Origin of the sequence: Mycoplasma hafezii, assembly GCF_049942695.1 — a bacterium.
In the GTDB taxonomy this organism is placed as follows: Bacteria; Bacillota_I; Bacilli_A; order Mycoplasmatales; family Metamycoplasmataceae; genus Mycoplasmopsis; species Mycoplasmopsis hafezii.
This window is the reverse complement of sequence record NZ_CP187940.1, coordinates 506556-527786: the sequence shown is the minus strand read 5'-3', so window position 1 is coordinate 527786 and position 21231 is coordinate 506556. Positions and strand designations below refer to the sequence as shown.

Annotated in this window: 16 protein-coding genes; 7 read left to right on the top strand and 9 right to left on the bottom strand. The window is 29.9% G+C overall.

The window, feature by feature from the left end; all coding sequences use genetic code 4:
• Position 1: 1 nt before the first annotated feature.
• The 4 genes from prmC to ACPYPZ_RS01950 form a co-directional block, all read right to left on the bottom strand.
• Positions 2 to 721, bottom strand: a complete 720-nt coding sequence (gene prmC, locus ACPYPZ_RS01965) for a peptide chain release factor N(5)-glutamine methyltransferase (RefSeq protein WP_426460901.1) — start codon at positions 719 to 721, stop codon at positions 2 to 4.
• Positions 721 to 1800: a peptide chain release factor 1 gene (gene prfA / locus ACPYPZ_RS01960; RefSeq protein ID WP_426460900.1), complete on the bottom strand. Its 1080-nt coding sequence runs from the start codon at positions 1798 to 1800 to the stop codon at positions 721 to 723. Before prfA ends, prmC begins: the two co-directional genes overlap by 1 nt.
• Before the next feature lie 103 nt (positions 1801 to 1903).
• On the bottom strand, positions 1904 to 3058 hold the full coding sequence (gene thiI / locus ACPYPZ_RS01955; RefSeq protein WP_426460899.1) for a tRNA uracil 4-sulfurtransferase ThiI: 1155 nt from the start codon (positions 3056 to 3058) through the stop codon (positions 1904 to 1906).
• Positions 3059 to 3065: 7 nt separating this feature from the next.
• Positions 3066 to 4622: a hypothetical protein gene (locus tag ACPYPZ_RS01950; RefSeq protein ID WP_426460898.1), complete on the bottom strand. Its 1557-nt coding sequence runs from the start codon at positions 4620 to 4622 to the stop codon at positions 3066 to 3068.
• Positions 4623 to 4780: 158 nt separating this feature from the next.
• On the opposite strand from ACPYPZ_RS01950, the gene ACPYPZ_RS01945 reads away from it, so the two are divergent.
• The 5 genes from ACPYPZ_RS01945 (at position 4781) to ACPYPZ_RS01925 (ending at position 11870) form a co-directional block, all read left to right on the top strand.
• Positions 4781 to 6532 carry an ABC transporter ATP-binding protein gene (locus tag ACPYPZ_RS01945; RefSeq protein WP_426460897.1) on the top strand — a complete coding sequence of 584 codons (1752 nt, stop codon included), beginning with the start codon at positions 4781 to 4783 and terminating at the stop codon, positions 6530 to 6532.
• Positions 6504 to 8444 carry an ABC transporter ATP-binding protein gene (locus ACPYPZ_RS01940; RefSeq protein WP_426460896.1) on the top strand — a complete coding sequence of 647 codons (1941 nt, stop codon included), beginning with the start codon at positions 6504 to 6506 and terminating at the stop codon, positions 8442 to 8444. The genes ACPYPZ_RS01945 and ACPYPZ_RS01940 overlap by 29 nt, the downstream gene beginning before the upstream one ends.
• 448 nt (positions 8445 to 8892) lie before the next feature.
• Positions 8893 to 9135 carry a hypothetical protein gene (locus tag ACPYPZ_RS01935; protein WP_426460895.1) on the top strand — a complete coding sequence of 81 codons (243 nt, stop codon included), beginning with the start codon at positions 8893 to 8895 and terminating at the stop codon, positions 9133 to 9135.
• Between the two features lie 94 nt (positions 9136 to 9229).
• Positions 9230 to 10432, top strand: coding sequence for a hypothetical protein (locus tag ACPYPZ_RS01930; RefSeq protein ID WP_426460894.1), 1203 nt, complete (start codon positions 9230 to 9232; stop codon positions 10430 to 10432).
• A gap of 217 nt (positions 10433 to 10649) precedes the next feature.
• The gene (locus ACPYPZ_RS01925; RefSeq protein ID WP_426460893.1) at positions 10650 to 11870 is read left to right on the top strand and encodes a hypothetical protein; all 1221 of its coding nucleotides are present in this window, start codon (positions 10650 to 10652) and stop codon (positions 11868 to 11870) included.
• Between the two features lie 48 nt (positions 11871 to 11918).
• Here ACPYPZ_RS01925 and ACPYPZ_RS01920 read toward each other — a convergent pair whose 3' ends face one another.
• From ACPYPZ_RS01920 to topA, 5 genes are all read right to left on the bottom strand, one after another.
• Entirely contained in the window at positions 11919 to 13307 is a 1389-nt protein-coding gene (locus ACPYPZ_RS01920) for a glutamate decarboxylase (RefSeq protein ID WP_426460892.1), read from the bottom strand.
• 26 nt (positions 13308 to 13333) lie between these two features.
• Entirely contained in the window at positions 13334 to 14359 is a 1026-nt protein-coding gene (glsA, locus tag ACPYPZ_RS01915; protein ID WP_426460891.1) for a glutaminase A, read from the bottom strand.
• Entirely contained in the window at positions 14359 to 16266 is a 1908-nt protein-coding gene (gene gadC / locus ACPYPZ_RS01910; RefSeq protein ID WP_426460890.1) for a putative glutamine/gamma-aminobutyrate antiporter GadC, read from the bottom strand. The genes glsA and gadC overlap by 1 nt, the downstream gene beginning before the upstream one ends.
• A gap of 150 nt (positions 16267 to 16416) precedes the next feature.
• Positions 16417 to 18033, bottom strand: coding sequence for a CTP synthase (locus ACPYPZ_RS01905; protein ID WP_426460889.1), 1617 nt, complete (start codon positions 18031 to 18033; stop codon positions 16417 to 16419).
• Positions 18034 to 18093: 60 nt separating this feature from the next.
• Complete coding sequence (gene topA / locus ACPYPZ_RS01900; protein WP_426460888.1) at positions 18094 to 19962, bottom strand: type I DNA topoisomerase; 1869 nt, start codon at positions 19960 to 19962, stop codon at positions 18094 to 18096.
• A 271-nt stretch (positions 19963 to 20233) separates the two neighbouring features.
• Between topA and rpsF the strand changes: the two genes are divergently transcribed.
• A complete protein-coding gene (gene rpsF, locus ACPYPZ_RS01895) occupies positions 20234 to 20638 on the top strand; it encodes a 30S ribosomal protein S6 (protein ID WP_426460887.1) in 405 nt (134 codons plus the stop codon).
• 26 nt (positions 20639 to 20664) lie between these two features.
• A complete protein-coding gene (locus tag ACPYPZ_RS01890) occupies positions 20665 to 21228 on the top strand; it encodes a single-stranded DNA-binding protein (protein ID WP_426460886.1) in 564 nt (187 codons plus the stop codon).
• The last annotated feature ends 3 nt before the right edge of the window (positions 21229 to 21231 follow it).

The following is a 21231-nucleotide window of genomic DNA, read 5'->3' as shown; positions in this document are numbered from 1 at the left end:
TTTAATCAAATACTATTTTTACCATTCTTGGTAAATTAGCAATATCCTTTCTTATTTCTATTTTATAAATTGTTTGAAGTTGTTCTCAATATTGTAAATCTAAAGCGTTAATTTCAAAATACACTATTCCCTTTTGATTTTTAAGGTATTTAGGTGCTTGTTTTAAGATTGTTTCGTAAAAATATAAACCATTATTTGGAGCATATAACGCATGATGTGGCTCAAAATTTAGTACACTATCATCAAGAATTTCGTATGGTTTGATATATGGTGGATTGGAAACAATCACATCAAAAGAATTTGGTGTTAAATTGCTAAATAAATCTGATTGGACTACTTTAACATCTAAATTATTGTATTTTTGGTTTTCAAGCGTTTGTTTGATTGCGTTTGGATCTATATCACTTAAAGTTAAGTTATTTTGAGGTAAAGCTTTTTTTAGGCCTAATCCAATAAAACCACTACCACAGCATAAATCTAGAATTTCTAATTCTTTAGTATTTTTTAAATCTTCTTTAACTCAATAAATTAATTCTTCAGTTTCGTATCTAGGGATTAATACTTTTTCGTTGACATAAATTCTTACATCAGCCATTTCGATGTAGCCGATTATTTTTTGAACTGGTGTCCCTTTTTGTAATTGTTGCTCTTCAAAAAAAGATACAGCTTCTTCTAAACCATATCTTCTTTTTTCTCTAAGTAAGTCTGCTTTAGTTGGCATTAAATTCCAGCTTCTTTGATTTTTTCGTTTTGTTCTTCTGTTAAAAGAGCATCAATAATTGGATTTAATTTACCTTCCATAACTGGAGATAAACTTGTTGAAAAACTGATTCTGTGGTCTGTTACTCTATCTTGTGGATAGTTGTAAGTTCTAATTTTTTCACTTCTTGCACCACGACCAGCTAATTTACGGTATCCAGCTTCTTCTTCTTGTTTCTTTTGTAATTCAATATCGTAAAGTTTTGATTTTAAAATACGCATTGCAATTTCTTTGTTTTGGATTTGACTTTTTCCTTCTTGACAAGAAACTACAATTCCACTTGGAAAGTGAGTAATACGTACGGCACTATCAGTTGTGTTAACTGATTGTCCACCATTACCACTTGAACGGAATACATCAACTCTAATGTCTTCACTTCTTACTTCTACTTCGATATCATCATCAATTTCAGGCATTACTGTAACAGTAGCAGTTGAGGTATGAACTCTACCTTTTGTTTCGGTAACAGGCACTCTTTGAACCCTGTGTACACCACTTTCGAATTTTAATTTTGAATATGGTTTATCACCTTTAACTGCAAATGTAACAAGTGTGAAACCACCACTTTCTGCAGCTGATGAATCTAACATAGTAGCTTTCATATCGTTTTGAGAACATCATTTTTGATACATTCTAAATAAATCACCAGCAAAAATGTTGGCTTCATCACCACCAGCAGCACCACGAATTTCAACAATAACGTCTTTGTTATCGTTTTCATCTTTTGGAAGAATTAAAATCTTTAATTCATCTGTAAGTTTATTCATTGTGTCTTCTGCTTCTGAGATTTCACCTTTTGCTAATAATTGCATTTCTTCATCTTTTTCTAGAACAAGCATTTCTTTAGCGTTTTTAAGATTTTCTTCTGCTTGTAAATATTTATTGAATGCATCTACGATATCTTTAATAGAGTTAATTTCTTTTGTGATTTTTGTGTATCTTTTAATATCTGAAACAATTTCTGGTTCAAGTAATTGTTTTTCTAATTCATCATGTTTTTCTTTGATTTGTAAAAGTGAGTTATACATTGTGTTTTCCATAGTGTATTTATTTTATCATAAAAACCCTATTTTCACGACTATAAAAAAGCTTAAAAATGCTTAATTTTAGGTATAAAAGCAAAACAAAAAGGTGCCTAGCACCTTATTCGAATAAATCCTTCTTTGAGAATTTCACAACTTCTAATTTTTCATCTAAAAGTTGTTGTTCTAAGCTTGGAATTAAGTCGAGTTCTTGTTCTAATCTTTCAGCTTCTGCAACAGTTGGTTTAGTTACAGGTTCTTTAGGAGCGAATAATTCACAAGTTTCATTTGCTGAAATAATTGAAATATCGTGAGTATTGATTTGTTTTGCAATATCGATGATTTCGTTTTTATCAAATGTTAATAATGGTCTAAGAATTTGCATATTAGTTGCTGCACCAATTGTTGAAAGTGACTCAATTGTTTGTGAAGCAACTTGTCCTAAGTTATCACCATTAGAAATCGCTTGTTGTCCATATTTATTACAGATTTGCTCTGCAATACGATAGAATGAACGACGCATTAAAGTGATTTTGTATGATTCTTTAGAGACCATTGCGATGTAGTTCATTAAGTATGAATAATCAGCAATAATTAAATTTGAACTAACTTGATAATTATTAAGTGTTTTAACTAAATTAGAAATTTTTTCAATTGTTCTTTCATCAGTTTGAGGAGGTGTAATAAAAGTTAAAAAGTCAACCTTTAATCCACGTTTCATCATTTTAAATGCTGCAACAGGAGAATCGAAACCACCAGAAATTAAGTGTAATACTTTTCCAGAAACACCTACAGGTAAACCACCAAGTCCTCTTGTATAGTCGCTAAAGATGTATGTATGTTTTTGACGAACTTCTACATAGAAAATTTGATCTGGATTATGTACATCTACTTTTAAATTAGTGTTTTTTAGAATGTGTGTTCCTAATAAATGGTTTAATTCATTACTTTGATATTGAAAGTTTTTGTTGTTTCTACGTGCTTGTATTTTAAAGGTTTTAGTATTTGGACGAACCATACTTAAAACTTTTTCTTTAAATAATTCTAAATCATTATCTACTACCGCAACTGGAGAATATGAGCTAATTCCAAAAACGTAATTAAGTTTATTCATATTGTGTTCTGAATAAGTTAAGTACATTCTATCAAATTCAACTTGAGGTTTTTCTCCAACGATATGAGTGATGTTGTTTGTTAAATGATTAATAAATGTTTTTCTGTTTTTCTTCTTTAAAACTAATTCTCCATAACGGATTAAAATTTTGTCGTATGTCATTGTGCTCCTAGTTTTTATTCATATATGTTTTTAACGTAATAAATGCTTCTTTATAACGTTTTGAGAGTAAATCATTGTTAGCTGTGCTTAACACGTTTTTTACTTCATTAAGTTTATTTTTATATTTATTGCTATTACTAATGTGTGCTTCTAATACTTTATACATTTTAAAGTATTGTTCATTTTCACTGATTTTTTGGATTAGATTAATTAAATATGAATTTCATTTATCTAAATGTTTTTCAAGCTCTTCACGAGAAATTGGGTTTGCAATTTGGGTTTCATAAAGATTTTTTAGTTCATTAACTAAATGAATTGTTTCATTTGAATTATCTAAAAAATCATTTGTTAAGGCTAAAAAGTAAATGTTAATGCTATCTTGAATTTCTTCTGTTTTAGCTTGTAGTTCTTTGCTTTTTAAAGTATTTTTTTGAATTGTATAAAGATATTCGCGGTTGAAAGCTTTAAGCAAGGTCTTGAAGTATTTTAGGTTTGTATAAGTAGTTTCAAAATTATCATAATTTTGCAGTGTTCCATATAATCTTAAAATATGTTCATAAGTATCTTGCAGCTTACGATTCGGATTCTTTAGATTTTGATATTTTGTTTTAAAGTCTTCTAAAATACCTTTAATCAATTCTTGATTTTGTTCGTTAAATTTAGCTAATAAAACTTTTTTATAGCTATCATAATGCATGTTGTAAATCATTTGATAAATACTACGCATTCTGCCGATAATTTGTTCATTAGTAAATTCATTACGGTTTCTAATCATTTCAATTAAATCTTTATAAAGATTTGCGTAATATTTTCTAGCTGCAGGAGATAAATTAGCACTATTAGCTTTTTTGTGTAATACATCTGGTAAGTTCTTATATAAACAATGTTCGATTTTTTCTAATGAGTTAATATCTAAAATTAAGTCTTTAATTTCAGATTTTAGGACATTAATCTTATCATTTGCATTATCGAATTCTGCATTTAATTTTGCTTTTTCAACCGTATTTAACTCTTTACGAAAGTCAAGAATTTTATTACGGTATCTTTTGTAACTATATGGTATGTTATAGTTTTTATTTTCCACAAATCTTAATAAATGTTGTGATACATCTAAGATATTTGAGAAATCTTCATCAATTATAGTTCAAGGAATTTGAAAATCATTAGCAATTTGGTTAAAAGAATTAAAATCATTTAAAAACTTTTGATTAATTTGATTAAAGTGGTCACGGTTTTTTAATGTTTTTAGGCATTTATATTTACGAGCTAAATTATTGATTTCAGCAACAGTGTCTTGCATTTTTTCAAAACAAACTTCTAAATCACCGTATAGCTTTTGTAATTGTAAGTATGTTTTTTGATAATCGTTTTTACGTGTTCTTTGTAAAACATCAGCTTTTTTAAGTGTATTTTTTGCAGTGTTTAATGATTGTTGAGCATAAATAAAAGAATTTTTAACTTTAGTTACAAATTTCTTTAAATATAGGTTTTTTAGTAAAACGACTAACGTTACTAGTAATGCAATCGTTAAAACTACTAATAAAAATATTAAAAATCCATGCATTTAATTCTTTTCTCCTTGTAATAGATAATAGTAATTATATAAGTTATTTAAATATAAACTATATTTAAAATGTTTAATTTTTGATTTTTGTGCTGCTTTTTTCAATCAAAATTTAGTATACTGTTTTTATAAATTATATTAGGTTAGAAAGGAAAAGAATGAAATCTAGTTCAGCAAAACATAGGGTTACGTTATTTTCACAAACAGCTGGATATCGTATTCCTTCGCTTATTTCAGTGATTTTCGTCATAATTGAAGTATTATGTGCAATCTTTATTCCAAGATTAACAGCTCAATTAATTGACAACGGAATCACAAATTCACGTACAGATCAAATTTGAATGTATTCTGGAATTATTTTAGCACTTGCTATCTTGTCTCTTTGTGCTGGTATTACTAGTGGTTACTTTGCTTCTAAAGCAACTGCTGGGGTCGCAACAAACTTAAGACATAATATGTTTGTTAACATTGAAAATTTCTCATTTGCCAACTTTGATAAATATTCAAAAGCATCATTAATTACTAGATTAACAAACGATATTACAAATATCCAAAATGCATATATGATGATGATTCGTGGATTTATCCGTGCACCATTTATGCTTGTTGGAGCAATTATTATGGCTTTTACATCAAACGTTAAATTAGCCTTAGTTTTATTAGGTGTAATTTTAATAGTAACTATCTTATTAGTTACAATTATTTATTTTTCATTTCCACGTTTTTCAGCAATGTTAAAAGGTTATGATCAATTAAACTCAAAAGCTAAAGAAAACATTGCTGGAATTAAAACTATTAAAGCTTTTGTTACAGAAGAAAAAGAATTAGAAGAATTCAAGAAAACTTCAGAATGGGTTAAAAAATTAGGGATTAGAGCTGAAAAATTAGTTGCTCTTAATAGTCCGTTAATGATTGGGACTATTTTCATTTCGTTATTCTTCATTATGCTAGTAGCTACTTGACAAATTGCTAGAAATCCACATGGAGAAATGACTATAGGGATTTTAGCATCATTTGTTAGCTATATGTTCCAAACATTAATGGCACTTATGATGGCTTCATTTGTGTTTGTATCATTTACAATAGCTAAAGCTTCTGCTAACCGTATTTTAGAAGTACTTAATGAAGAACCTGTTATTAAAAACTGTGCTAATCCAGTTTATGAATTAAATAAAGGAAGTATTCGGTTTGAAAATGCTTTCTTACAATATGGTGGAGCTAAAAAACCAACATTAAAAGATTTAAACTTAACAATTAATGCTGGTGAAACAATCGGAGTTATTGGTGCTACAGGGAGTGCTAAAAGTTCATTTGTTAACTTAATTCCAAGATTATATGATGTAACTAGCGGTGCTTTATACATCGATGATATAAACGTTAAAGATTACGATTTAACAACACTAAGAGATAATGTAGGGATTGTGTTACAAAAAAATACCTTATTTAAAGGAACAATTAGAGAAAACATGCAATGAGGTAAGTTAGATGCAACTGATGAAGAAATCATTGAAGCTTTAAAAAATGCATCAGCTTATGAATTTGTTATGGAAAAAGAAGGTCAACTTGATGCTGAAGTAGAAGAAAAAGGAAATAACTTTAGTGGTGGTCAAAAACAACGTTTATGTATTGCACGTGCGTTAATTAAGAAACCAAAAATTATTATTCTTGATGATTCTACTTCTGCCGTTGATAATAAAACAGATAAAAAAATTAGAACTGCATTCAATGAAAAATTACAAGATACAACAAAGATTATTATTGCACAAAGAATTAGTTCAATCGAAAACGCAAGTCGTATTATTGTGATGAAAAAAAGTAGAGTAATAGATTTTGATACACACGAAAATTTACTAAATAATAACGAATTTTATAGAGGTTTATATGAGTCACAAACAAATGATGTTGAATAAAAAGCAACATAAAAAAACTGCATCAAAACCAACTTTTAGACGATTATTAAAATACATTTGAACTAATAATCGTCTAGCTTATACAATCGTTATTATTTGTGTTATTTTATCTACTACAGCTCAAGTTTTATCACAAGCATTTTTAGGAACAATCTTAGTTAATAAGTATTTAGAACCATATGTATCTGGTAAGGTAGAAGTTTTTGATTGACAAGGATTCACAATTGCGATGACTGCAATTGGTTGCGTTTATGGTATTGGTTTAATTGCAAACTATTTATTTTCAAGAATCTTAGTTTCAATTACACATAGAACTATTAAGAAATTAAGAGATGAGTTGTATGAACACATGCAACGTTTACCTCTTGATTATTTTGATTCACGTCAAGATGGTGAGATTATTTCTCACTTTACAAATGACATCGATGTACTGAGAGATGTTATTTCTCAAAGTATTCCGCAAGTTGTTAATGCGGTATTTACAATCTCATTTTCATTAGTTGTAATGTTTGTCCTTAGTTGATTCTTAACAGTAATTATGTTACTTTTAGTATCAATTATGTTTTTTGTTTCAAAAGTAATTGCTAAAAAATCAGGTAAATACTTTAGAGCAAGACAAGCATCAATGGCTAATGTTAATGGATATATTAATGAAATGATTGATGGTATTAAAGTAGTTAAAGTTTTTAATTACGAAAAACAAGCTGCTAAAAAATTCGATGAGAAAAACTGAGAGTTATATAGAAATAACTTCAAAGCTAAAGTTGCATCACATACATTAATGCCAATTATGATGAGTATGGGTACAATCAACTTCGTATTTATTGCTTTTATTGGTGGAATTACTTTAGCTTATTTAAACGGAGATCAAGCAGACGTTTTAAATAAATATTTAAGCTTAAATGTTGGAGTATTAGTTTCATTTTTACTTTATGCTCGTAGTTTTGCAAACCCTATTTCAACTGTTGCACAACAACTTAATTCAATTAACATGGGTATTGCTGGTGCTGAAAGAATCTTCAGTGTCCTTGATAGAAAAGTTGAACCAGATATTGGTTTAATTAAATTATTTAGATATAACGATTTGCCTGAAGATGTTAAAAATGATTTAGGCGAAGATCACGCAAACTTCTACTGAGAATTATTTGATAAAAACGGAACTCCTTACTTCAAAAAAGCAGAAGGGCACATTCAATTTATTAATGTTTGTTTTGGTTATACACCGGATAAATTAATTATTGATAATTTAAATTTAGATGTATTACCAGGTCAAAAAGTTGCGTTAGTAGGTTCTACTGGTGCTGGAAAAACAACTATTGCAAACTTAATTAATCGTTTTTACGAAGTTACAAGTGGTGAAATTTTATTTGATGCTATTAACATCGAAGACATCCATAAAGATGATTTACGTAGAGCATTTGGACTTGTTTTACAAGATACTTCGTTATTTAGTAAAACTATTTCAGAAAACATTGCTTACGGAACTACAATATCAACTGATGTAGAAATCGAAGAAGCTGCAATGCTTTCAAATGCTGATGAATTTATCGACTTAATGCGTGATGGATATAATACCTCTTTAGAAAACGCTGGTGAAAACCTTTCTCAAGGTCAAAAACAATTACTTTCAATTGCACGTACTTCTATTCTAGATCCGTTAGTTTTAATTCTTGATGAAGCAACAAGTACAATCGACACTCAAACCGAAAAGAAAATTCAAGTTGCACTTGACAACTTACTTCATGGAAGAACTTCATTTATTATTGCTCACCGTCTTAGCACAATTAAAAACGCAGACAAAATCGTGGTTTTAGAACATGGTAAAATCCTTGAAGAAGGAACCCATAAAGAATTAATGAAAAATAAAAAATACTACTACCAACTTTACACTGGTGCTACTGAATTAGAATAAATTTAACCAATTATTGCTGTTCGCATTCTTAACAACGTGAACAGCTTTTTTAATGTTGACTAGTTAAAGAGACAACTACTAAGAAAAAAACATACCTTTACTTGTTTTAATCTAATAAGAAAAAAGGAGTTAAAAAATGTCTTTGACTGATTTAGCAAAGAGTTTAAAAAATGGTATTTGACGAATAGGAGAGATCGGAAGGACTAAACAAAGGTGTCATTAAAAACACAGGTATAAATAGAACATCAAATGCAAGGACTAAAACCAGCACAGATTAACGTTTTAGTTCATCGAATAAAGGTAAAGAAAAACTGCTTTACTTTCAAATTTGAACAAGTTATTTTAAAAATCAAGTCTTAATAATTTTGAAAATATTATAGTATAGCATTTCCTTAAAATGCAATTATAAATAAGACTATTCTTTAAAGTTCATCACGAAAGGAGTTATATGAACAGAACTTTTAAAAAATGAATTCAACCACTATTGTTTGTCTCTGCTACACCTTTATTAGTTATACCATTAGGTGTTAAAACAGAAGTCAAGCAAAAAAATAATACAGATGAATTAATGGAATTTTATAAAACAGTAGATAATAAATTTTATTTAAATAATCGAACAGAGATTCAAAATGCTTATGCTAAATTAAAATCAATTAACGAAACAGAAACATTAATTTCGAACCTAGAATAGAAAACTCCAAAAATGAAATTTATTAAATATGTTAATGAGTTAAAAATTACTGATTTCGAAAAAAAGAGTTTTACTATTTGAAATTAAACGCTTTATGTCTAGAGAAACAATCAAACACAAAGAAGTAAAAACTGGTAAAACTTGATACAAAAAAGAATATAAACCTGTTGTAACTTCCGATTTTGTTGCTTTAGGTGATAAAAGGGAATATCATCCGTTAATAAACAATAATAAAATAAAATTATCTGGTTTTGATATGTTTGAGATTACGGATAATGTTTTTGCTGAAGATATAAGTTATATTTCTTGAAATAATCAAACCCTTTTAATTCATTTATTAACAAAATATTTTGAAAATCAAGATGTAGAAAAAGAATTATCATTATCTTTTGAAAAATCAGAAGGTGATATGAAAAAATTTAATCGAGATTTAATTGGGAAAATTCGTGTTTTTTATGCGTCTAACGAAGAAATTCAAAAGTTTTTTGAAACAAATCAATTTACCTTGACAAATTCGACTTTAAACAAAACCTTACTAAATAAAGGTGCTAGTTTATATAAAGTATTAAAAGTTATTGCATCCAGTGCAAGTTATGAAATTTTTAATTTAACTAATTTGATTTCTGCAATTAAAAAAGCCTTTCCTAGCGAAGGACATAGTATCTTAAAGGATACATATGTTCAACAATTCTTGCAAAAAGCTAAATCGTTAGATGGACTATCTATGGACGTTTATGGTGAAACTTTTTCATCACTTCTTAAAAAAGTAGGTACAAAAATATTATTCGCAGTTAATGTAGCATCATTTCTTAACTCACTTGGTGAGGCTATTATTAACAGTTCTAATGATTATGTAAATGTTAAAGCGGTTTATGATGCTGTAATTGGTGCTGCAAATGTGGCTATTAGTAGTGTAGCTGCTCTTTCTGCAACAATTCCAGTTCCTGGACAATTAGTTGCTGCTGGTTTATTAGTATTTGATATTCTAATAAAAATAATTAAAGTAGGTAATGGTCATACTATTTATGAAAACTTTAACGACCAAGGATTAAACGATTGAGAATACCAATGAAAATATAATGCTAAAAATATGTTGGAAATAGCTTTATATTATAGTGATAATTTAAAATATGGTGTAACTTGAAAAGTAACTGATGGTTGATTTTCTTTACCGAACCTGTATATTTCCAAATCGAAGTTAGAAGGATCTAAATATAGATATCAAGATTGAGATTATAAATTACTATCACCAGGGAATGAGTTTAACTATGGCAATAAAATCAAAATGAAAAAATAAAATACGGTATGCATTTTATGGTTTGATTATAATTGGCTGTGCAGCTGGTTATATCTCTTATCGTCATCACTTTGAAGCAAGGCAAAGAACATTTGATGGAACACAGAGTCATGCTATTAAAATATTTAATAAATATCAAAGTAGTACTGAATTACTCTATAATCAATCATATTTTAATTCCTTTTTTCGTATAAAAAACCAAAAGCTCATTTCTTCGATGAAGGTTAGAGATATAAAAACAGCTAAAGATTTAGATAAAATTTTATTTTTAACCAATCCAGATGAATATGAAAATTTTCAGTTAGCTGGATTTGAATATTGAGATGAATATGGAATGCTAATTGTATATTTCAAAAATAATGCTTATTCATTTTTAACTTCTGATGGTTATTCTTCTATTATGATTGAAGGTTTTCAAAAAATCAAACCTAAAAAAGTTCAAAATGAGATTATAAAAGAGAATTATAATGCACCAAATCAAATTGGTTTTTACTATCAAAATGAAAATAAATATATATCTGGTAATGGAACTTTTTTAAATTATTTAAAACCTAAAACTGGTTATCCAACAAAATGATTCTTATTTACTGCTGGCCATTTGTTTTTTGATAAATTTGATGATAAACTGTTTCAAATGAATTTGTTCACGACTGAAAACGACACAAAAGTTAATGTTCGAGTCATTCAAGATGGTAGAAATCATATTAAAAGAGACATTTCTGCTTTATCTAGTTTATTACCAGAAAAATATCGTAATTTAAAACTGAATTCCTATTTAGACTACGCTATATTAGAAATAAATTTTGAAAATGAAGAAATAGCAAAGAAATTTACATCTATTGATGAAAGTGATAGTTTATTTTCAAAAAGTAGTTTAAGAAATGAGATTGGTTATTTTGATTTTCAAAAAAACGATACAATAACATTTAAAAGTTTTGAAAACCAAGCACATCACACTATACCTTTTATAGATAGTAATGAATTAATAGATTTAGTTAGTTTATATCAACCAAACATTTTTGTACCATTTTTAGAGAATAATAAAGTTTTTGAAATTGATAATCAGTATTATATTGATTTATCACCACTTGTAATGTTTTCTAATTCTAATTTTAGCCACGGTTCGTCTGGTATGGTAGTTTCAAACGAGGATAAACCATTTATTAAAACATCAAATTCAAATAACGATGGACTATGATTACCTTTAAAAACTGATTTAAGTCTTCCAGATGCTCTTTATCATGTTTATAATGAACAAATAGATATAGAAAACAAGTTTGAAGTACTTAGAGAACTATATTACGATATTTATTTTGATATAGAAAATAATTTTGTAAAACAAAACAAATCGTTTATGAGTACTTTTAAGAAACTTTATCCAAATGAAAACTTAGGTTTTGATGTACAAAATTCATATAAACTTAAAACTAAAGAGTAAAAACAAAAGCCGGCATTATGCCGACTTTATTTTTGTCAAAAATGATTATTAAGTGTGTTTGAAACCACCTGATTTTTCATCGAGTGAAACAGTTGGTTTGTGTTTTGATAATTCATCAATAGCTTTTTTCATATCATTAATTAAGATAGAAGCCATATCTTTTCCAAATCCTTGACGGACTAAAACTCTTTGTACAACGATATCTTGAGCGTTAGCTGGTAGTGAATAAGCTGGTACTTGTCATCCACGTACTCTAAGCTTATCAGCTAAGTCATAAAGGTTGAATCCTAAGTCTACTCCATCTTTGAATTTTCAACATGTGGCTGGGATACCATCTTTTGGATTACCAGAATTAATTAAGTCAAAGTAACCCATTTTCTTAATTTCGTCTGCGATGTACATTGCTGTATCGTAGCAGTTTTGGTGAATTTTACGGTATCCTTCTTTTCCTAATCTTAAGAATAAGTAGTATTGGCTAATGATTTGTCCTGCAGGACGTGAGAAGTTAAGTTGGAAGACTGACATATCTCCACCTAAGTAGTTAACGTGGAAAATAAGTTTTTCTGGTAAGTATGATTTATCTCTTCAAACAACCCAACCAGCACCAAGTGGAGCAAGTCCGAATTTGTGTCCACTAGCACTAATTGATTTAACTCTTGGAACTCTAAAATCTCAGACAATTTCAGGAGCAACAAATGGAGCTAAGAAACCACCACTAGCTGCATCGATGTGCATATCAACATCAAGTCCTTTAGTTTTTTGAAGCTCATCTAATGCATCACTTAATTCGTGAATTGGTTCGTATGCACCTGTAAAGGTTAAACCGAATGTTGATACAACACCAATTGTATTTTCATCGATTTGTTCAAGCATACTTTTAGCATCCATGTAAAATCTATCTTTTTCCATTGTGATTTGGCGAATTTCAATGTCTCAGTAACGACAGAATTTTTCTCAAACCACTTGTACTGGACCACATACTAAGTTAGGTTTGTCAGTTGGTTTTCCAGCTGCACGACGTTTTGCTTTTCAACGTTCAAGCATCGCCATTCCTCCGAGCATACATGCTTCAGAAGAACCAATACCACTAGTACCAACTGGTTCTTTGTCTTTTGGTGCATTTCATAAATCAGCAACCATTGAAACACAACGTTGTTCAATTTCAGCTGTTTGTGGATATTCATCTTTATCAATTAAGTTTTTGTTAATAGAAATATCCATTAATTCGTGCACTTGTTTTTCTTCTCATGTTTGACAGAATGTAGCTAAGTTTTGACGTGCATTTCCGTCTAAAAATAATTCATCTTTAACTACTTCAAGAACTACATCTGGATCAGATTCTGCATTAGGCATTTTATATTTTGGAAGTTGGATATCTGCAAGTCTACTTCCAAAAATGCTGTCATTTTTATTATGTTTTACCTTGTGTAATGGCATATTTTAACCTTCTTTGTATTTAAAGATTATTCTTCATCACCTGATTGAATGAAGTTTTGATAAATTTCATCTGTACGACAATCTTCACAATCATCGCAACAAGATTTAGGCTTATAGATATTAAATCCTAAATTATTTGCAATCATTTGAATTATCTTAAATCCACGAACACTGTTTCCGAATTTATCAAGTGGTGGTGAGAAAGTAGCGATACCCATTTTTCCAGGTACAACTGCAATCATTCCTCCACCGACACCACTTTTACCTGGTAGAGCAACTAAATAAGCGAAGTCTCCAGAACGATCGTATAATCCTTCCATTGTCATTTCAGCTAAAATGTGTGGAACATTTTCTGGTGAAATGACTTGTTCGTTTGTGATTGGATTTTTACCATTATTAGCTAATGTAGCAGCCATAATAGCTAAGTCGTTAGCAGAAACTAAAGTTGAGCATTGTTGTGTATAAACTTCACAAGCTTCCATTGGATCGCAATACATATTGTTTGCTGAATATAATAACCAAGCAATTGCACGGTTATGGAAGTTGGTTGTTTGTTCTGATGTATTAACTTCATCTGAAAGCTCAATTTTGTCACTCATCATTTTACGTTGGAAGTTTAAAATTTTGTTTCAACGTTCGTTTTTGTCTTTAGCTTGAATTAAACTAGTTGTTGCCATTGCTCCAGCATTTACTAGTGGAGAAAGTGGTTTATCTTTATGTAATTCTAAAGCAATAACTGAGTTAAATGGTAACCCTGTTGGACTATCACCAACTTTGGTTCGAACTGCTTTTGACCCACTTTCTTCTAAAGCTAATCCTAAAGTACAAACTTTAGAAATTGATTCGATTGCAAAACGAAATTCTGTGTCTCCTAAATTAAACTGAACTCCGTCTGTTGTAATTACAGAAACACCACACAAATCTGAGTCAACACTAGCTAAATAAGGAATGTAACTAGCATTTTTACCTGTTTTTAAATTACGATATTTTTCATATGCTTTTTTAACAGTAAGTAAAATGTTTGCATCACGAGAGTTACTTGGTTGTTTCATTATTTTTTACTTTCTGATTTGTTGTCGTCAGTTGGTTGTGATGCGGTTGTTGATTGTTCTGGTTGATTATTATTTGATGAAATTTTTTTGTCTTTTGCTGTAAAATCTGATTCTGATTTTTGTAGAGCTTTTATTGCTTTTTCATTCGATTTTTGTGCTTTATTAACTTTTTTGTTTTCTTCTTTTTCGAATGATAAAGCTTCTTTTTCGAGTTTTGAAACTAATTCTTGTTCTTCTTTGAGAATTTTTGCTTCCGCAGAAGCTAATTCTTTTTTGATTTCAGCATCAAAGCTGTTTAAATCACTTTTAATTTTGTTTTCAAAATATGATTTTGAAAGTTCATCAGTATGTCCACTTGAGTGATTGATTATTCCAGGGTGTGTGTTTTCGATTTGTCATGTAAATGGAGCAAAATCTGTATTTGGATCTAATCAGTGATCTTTCTTGAATTTAAAGATTACAAATGGAATTATGGTGAAAATAATTGCTGCAATTAATAAAATTGCTACATATAATACTGGACTACCAATATCAATTTGTGATGGTGGAGCAAAACTTACGATAAATGCAAGTAATGAACCACAGAATCCTAATCCGGCAAAGATCCACATACCAATGTTTTTAGGACCTGGTATCCGATATGGTCTAGGCCGATTAGGTTGACTGTATCTTAAATAAATTGCCGCAGCAAACATTAAAAGATACATTAATAAGTACAAGATTACAGTTAATTGACTTAAGATTTGGTAAGAAGCTTGTACACTTGGAAGTACAACAAAGACAATTGATAAAACTGTAACAATTGCACCTTGAACTAACAAAAGATGAGTTGGAACACCTTTCTTATTAGTTTTTTGGAATCAGCGTGGTAAGTAACCGGCCTTTCCAATAGCTAACATACCATTACTTGGTCCTGATACTCAAGTAACAATACCAGCAAGAACACCGATTGCAAGCATAATAGCAAGCACGGGACCTAATCATGGAACTCCAGCTCATTCAAAAGCCATTCTGAATGTAACTAGCAATCCTTCGGTTAAGTTAATGTCTTTAGCAGGCAAAATAAATCCGATTGCTAATGTCCCAAGAACGAAAATAAATACAGTAACAATTGATGAAATCATAATTGCTATTGGATAATTTCTTTTTGGATTTTTTAAAGATGTAACGTGAATAGCGTTCATCTCCATTCCTGCATAAAATAAGAACACACTGGCAGCGAGCACTACACTATTGAAGTTGTTAAACTCTGGAATTAGGTCGCTGGCTTGGATTTTCATTGCAGATGCATGGCCTGAAATTATTCATGCGAAACCAAATCCGATAAGAATAATAACAGGAATGATAGTACCGATAATACCACCTCATTTTGCAACTTTTGCGAACATTGCTGTTCCCAATGATGAAAGAGCTGTAGCACCTCAGTAAATAGCAAGCACGATTGCAAGAACAAACCATTTATTGCTTGCAAGCCACTTAGCAGTTTCTGAGTCTGGAATTATGTATGCTAAAGATACGGCACCAAATGTTAAAGCAGTTGGGAATCAAATCGTAACTTCAGATCATAATAAGAACATTGCTAGAAAAGCAATTTTGGGACCAAACGCTTCTCCAACTCACCGGAATACTCCGCCTTTTTCTGGGTAGGTAGACGCTAATTCAGCAGCTACCATTGCCACAGGTACAAGGAAGAATATCGCTGCAAATACATAGTAGAATATTGAACCGAGTCCATATTCAGCTTCTGCAGGTAGTCCTCTAAGACTAACGACAGCAACAATATTCATTAACACTAAACTAAATAAGCTTAATGTATTTTTAGCAGTTTGTTGTGGTGTTTTAATACCAGTACTAGCTGCTAAATTTTGTTGAGATGTATTTGCTTGACTGTGCTTAAAAAAGCCCATAACACCTCCTATATTAATTTGACATTTCTGTCATTAATATTATATTCTTTTCTAACTTTCCTGATTTTTTTGTATTTTGCAAAAATAACAAAAAATTGTAATAAAAACACCGAAAATGTAGTTTTTCGATGTTTGTTTTTTTTTTTTTTTTTATTTTGAGGAATAATTTTCAGTGCTTTTTAAAAATTCAGTGAATAAAGGACTAGGTTTTAGTGGTCTAGCATTAAATTCAGGATGGTACTGAGTACCTAAATAAAATGGATGGTTTTTTAGTTCGCAAATCTCAGCTAAATGTGAATTAGGTTCTTCTCCTGAAAAAATAAACTCATCATCTTCAATTAAATCACGATATTTTGGATTAATTTCATATCTGTGTCTATGTCTTTCTGAAACTAATTCTTTGCTGTAAATTTTTCGAGCTAAAGTATTTGGTTTAATTTGAGTAAATGAAGCTCCTAAACGTAAGGTACCACCCATATTATCTGATTCATTTTTACCACGAATTAAATCTAAAACATAAGTTTCGTCTTTTCCTTTTGTTTTAAATTCATAACTTGTAGCGTTAGTGATACCTTTTCTACGTGCTTGGTTAATTGACATTACTTGCATTCCTAAACAAATTCCAAGAGTAGGAACAAGCATTTCTCTTGTTGCTTCTGCAATTAGAATTTTTCCTTCTACTCCACGGTTTCCAAATCCAGGTAAAATTACTACTCCGTCTAATCCTTGAATTACGTTTTTTGCATCTTGTAAATTATTAATTTGTTCCGAATCAACTCAAACTAAATTTATTTTTTGCTGTAAGTAGGCAGCTGAATTTTTTAGCGCTTCAATAATTGATTTATACGCATCTTCAAATTGCACATATTTTCCAACCATACCAATTTTGACATTTGTTAAGTTTTTAGCAGTTAATAAATTAACAAATTCGGTTCATTTTGCTAAGTTAGGTTGTTTAGCTTCTAAGTTAAAATAACTTAAAATGCTTTGAGCTACTTCAAATTTTTCTAAATATAAAGGCATTTGGTAAACTTGAGGTAAATCAGGGACAGGAATTACAGTTTTTTCATCTAAAAAGCTGTATTTTGCAACTTTTTGCACTACATCGTTAGTACATTCTTTATGCGAACGTAATAAGACCATATTTGGATTAATTCCAAGTTGTCTAAGTGTTGCAATTGAGTGTTGTGTTGGTTTAGATTTAAAGTCACCACTCGCATCTAAAAATGGTACATAAGATGTATGAATGAAAAAGACACGATTAGGGATTTTATATTTTAATTGAGCTAAAGCATAGAAAAATGGGTTAGATTCTAAATCACCGACTGTTCCACCGATTTCAATAATTGCAAAATCAGGGTGATGATGTGCTTCAATATCCATAATAGCTTGTTGAACTTTATCGGTAAAATGTGGAACAATTTGCACTGTTTTTCCATTAAATCCACCTTCACGTTCTTGGTTAATTAATCTTTGTAATAATTTACCACTAGTAATTGATGAGAATTTTGATAATTCTTCATCCATAAATCTTTCGTAGTGTCCTAAATCTAAATCGGTTTCACCACCATCATTTGTAACATAAACTTCTCCATGTTCAAATGGTGAAAGCACACCTGGATCCACGTTTAAATATGGGTCTAATTTCATCGCAAAAACCTTAAAGTCTCTTGCTTTTAATAAATTACCAATTGATGCGGCACTAACACCTTTTCCTAATCCTGAAATAACTCCACCAGTTACAAAAATAAATTTAGTTTCTTTCATAATTTCTCCTTAAATTTTAAATTTAAATATAAAAACGACACATATACGGTGTCGTTAAAATTATTCTTCATCATCTGAAGAATCGTTGTTTTCTAAGTTTGCTAACATTTCTGTTTCAGCTTCATTTAGACTTCTTGTGAATTTACAGCTTGGGAAATTTTTACATCCAACAAATTTTTGACCTCTTTTATTACTACGAATTAATAATACACCTTGGTCTTCTGGACATGGTTCATCTAATTCGTAGAGTTTAAATGTATAAGGTTCGATTTTTTCAGCTGCATTTTCGTACTCTTTTAAGAATCTATCTCAAAATTCTTGCATAACTTGATCTTTTTGAATTTTTGATTCACTAATTTCATCAAGTTCTTCTTCAACTTGTGCAGTATAACCTTCGTTAATAATATTAGGGAAAGCATTGATTAAGTTTTTAAGTACAATGATTCCAAACTCAGTTGGAACAAGTTGATTGTTAATTCTTTTAACAAAGTTTCTTTCCTTAATAATCTTAACTGTGGTAGCAAAAGTAGAAGGACGACCAACTTTAATATTATCTAATGCTTCAATTAATGAACCATCATTATATCTTGGTGCTGGTTTGGTTTCGTGTTCCTCGAAAACAAACTCATCAACCTTAACAGTTTGTCCTTCTTGATATTCTGGATCGATATCATCTGTTTGTTTACCTGTTACCACGTAAAATCCGTCGAATTTAATTTTACTGTAGCTGTTTTTGAATGTATATTTATCAGTTTGATAAGTATATGACTTAACTTCACGAATTGGTTGTTTAATTAATGCTTGTAAAGTTGTTTCGTATACTAATTTATAAACTTTATATTCAGCATCATTCATTTCTGGATATAAAGCTTGTGCACTTTCAGGTGTTAAAGCAATATTAGTAGGTCTAATAGCTTCATGGGCATCTTGATCTCCACTAAATCCTTTAACTTCAGTAGCAACATAATCTTTTCCTCATTTGTTCTCGATGTATTTATGAGCTTCATCAATAAATGTTTGACTAAGTCTAGTTGAATCGGTTCTTGGGTAACTAATAAGTCCGCCATCACCGTATCCTTCATAAAGTTTTTGAGCAGCAAATTGTGTTGATTGTGAGTTTAATGAGCTTTTACGGTAAAGCACAGCTTGTTTAAATGGTTGAACTGCTGGAACAGTTCTAGTTGTTGATTTAACTTCTGTAACTTTTAATTCAAGTGGTAATTTAGCAAAATCATCTTGAATTTGTTTTAGTTCGTCGTTAAAAATTCAATCCTTACGATCGCTTGGATTGTTTGCGTTATAGTAATATGCAAAAATAGGATTATTTTCTAATTTTGCATGTAATTTTGCATATTTTTCAGGAACGAAAGCTAAAATTTCATTTTCACGATCAACTACTAATTTTAATGCGATAGATTGAACTCTACCAGCACTAGCAGTACCTGGTGCATTTTTAAGTTTTCCACGCATTAAAGTACTTAAACGGAAACCGATAATACGATCAAGCATTCTACGTGCTTTTTGAGCATCAACTAATGCTAAGTCAAGCTCTCCAGCATTTTCGATTGATTTTAAAATTGCATCTTTTGTAATTTCGTTATATTTAATTCTTGAGTATCTATCTTCAACTTTAAAATAACTTACAAGGTGTGATGCAATCGCTTCTCCTTCACGGTCCGGGTCAGTTGCAATATAAACATGATCTGCTTCTTTCGCAGCTTTTTTGATTTCACCAACGATTTTACGTTTAGTGATGTCGAGTTTATATTCTGGTTCTCAGTTCTCAAAGTCAATTCCAAGAGCATATTGTCCTGTTGTTTTCATTTTTAAAATATGTCCAACAGATGCAATAACGTTGTAGTCGCTACCAAGGTATTTTTGAATTGTTGCAACCTTGTTAGGCGACTCCACAATAACTAATTTATTCATGCTATAAATATACCTAAAAATTAATTTAAAAAAACAAGAAAAACAAAAATGCTAACTATTTATTTATAAATAAATAAAAGGGTAAAAAACGATTTATTTTAATGCTTGTGAAAATGTTGTTTAATCTATTTTAAAAAATCATATTTTGTGGTATATTAATAAACGAGTAAAGTAGAATGACATATATAAACTATAGTTTAAAGAACTGCTTTCGCTCCTTGGATACTAAAATTACTCTGTATCCCTGAATATATAGACCATAAGGAGAGATATGATTAAATACGAAATTATGACTATCGTTGACCCTAAAGCTGAAACTTCAGTAGTTGAAAACTTACTTAAAGAAGTTTTTGGTGAAGGTGTTAAATCAGTTGAAAAACTTGAAAACAACGAATTAGCATACGAAATTAACAAATCAAAACACGCACAATACGTTTTAGCATTAGTTGAAACAGAAGGTTCAAACATCGCTGAATTCACACGTCGCACAAACATTATTAAAGAAGTTTGAAGAACATTAGTAATCAACTTAGATTCAGAAAAAGGTTTAAACTCAAAACCTAAAAAACACCACAGAAGCAACAAAAAAGAAGAATTTAAAAACCAAAACAAAAAACCTTTCGTAAAGCGTAACACACAACCAAAAGTTAAAAAAGCTGACGAAACACAAGAATAATTTAATTATTCACATAGGAGTGCAAAATGATTAATAATGTGATTTTAATCGGTAGATTAACATCTACTCCAACATTAGCTACTACTTCTAACGGAGTACCATATGTGAGATTTACTATTGCTTTAGATCGAAGAAATAGTGGACAAAATCAAATAACTGATTTCATCAATTTAGTTGCTTGAAGAAATACAGCTGATTTTATAGCAAAATATGCCGCAAAAGGTGCTCTTGTTGCCGTTGAAGGTGAATTACACTCAAATGTATATACTTCAACAGTTAGCAATCAACCAGTCAGAAGTGTAGAGGTTTCTGTAAATACTTTTAGATTACTTGAATCAAGAGAAGTTATGGAAAGTAGAAATGCAACTAATTCAAATTATAGAAACTCAAGTAATGCTGCTGGATTTACACCAAAACCTAATCTAAACACTCAATCAAATGTTGATTTTTCACAAGTTAGAACTGTTAAAACATCAGAAAATATTTTTGATGATTTAGAAGAAGAAACTCCAAAAGCTCCCACTAAACATGAATTCGATTCATTATTTAGTGAGTTTGATGGAATTACAGTTTCAGACAGTGAAAAATAAAAA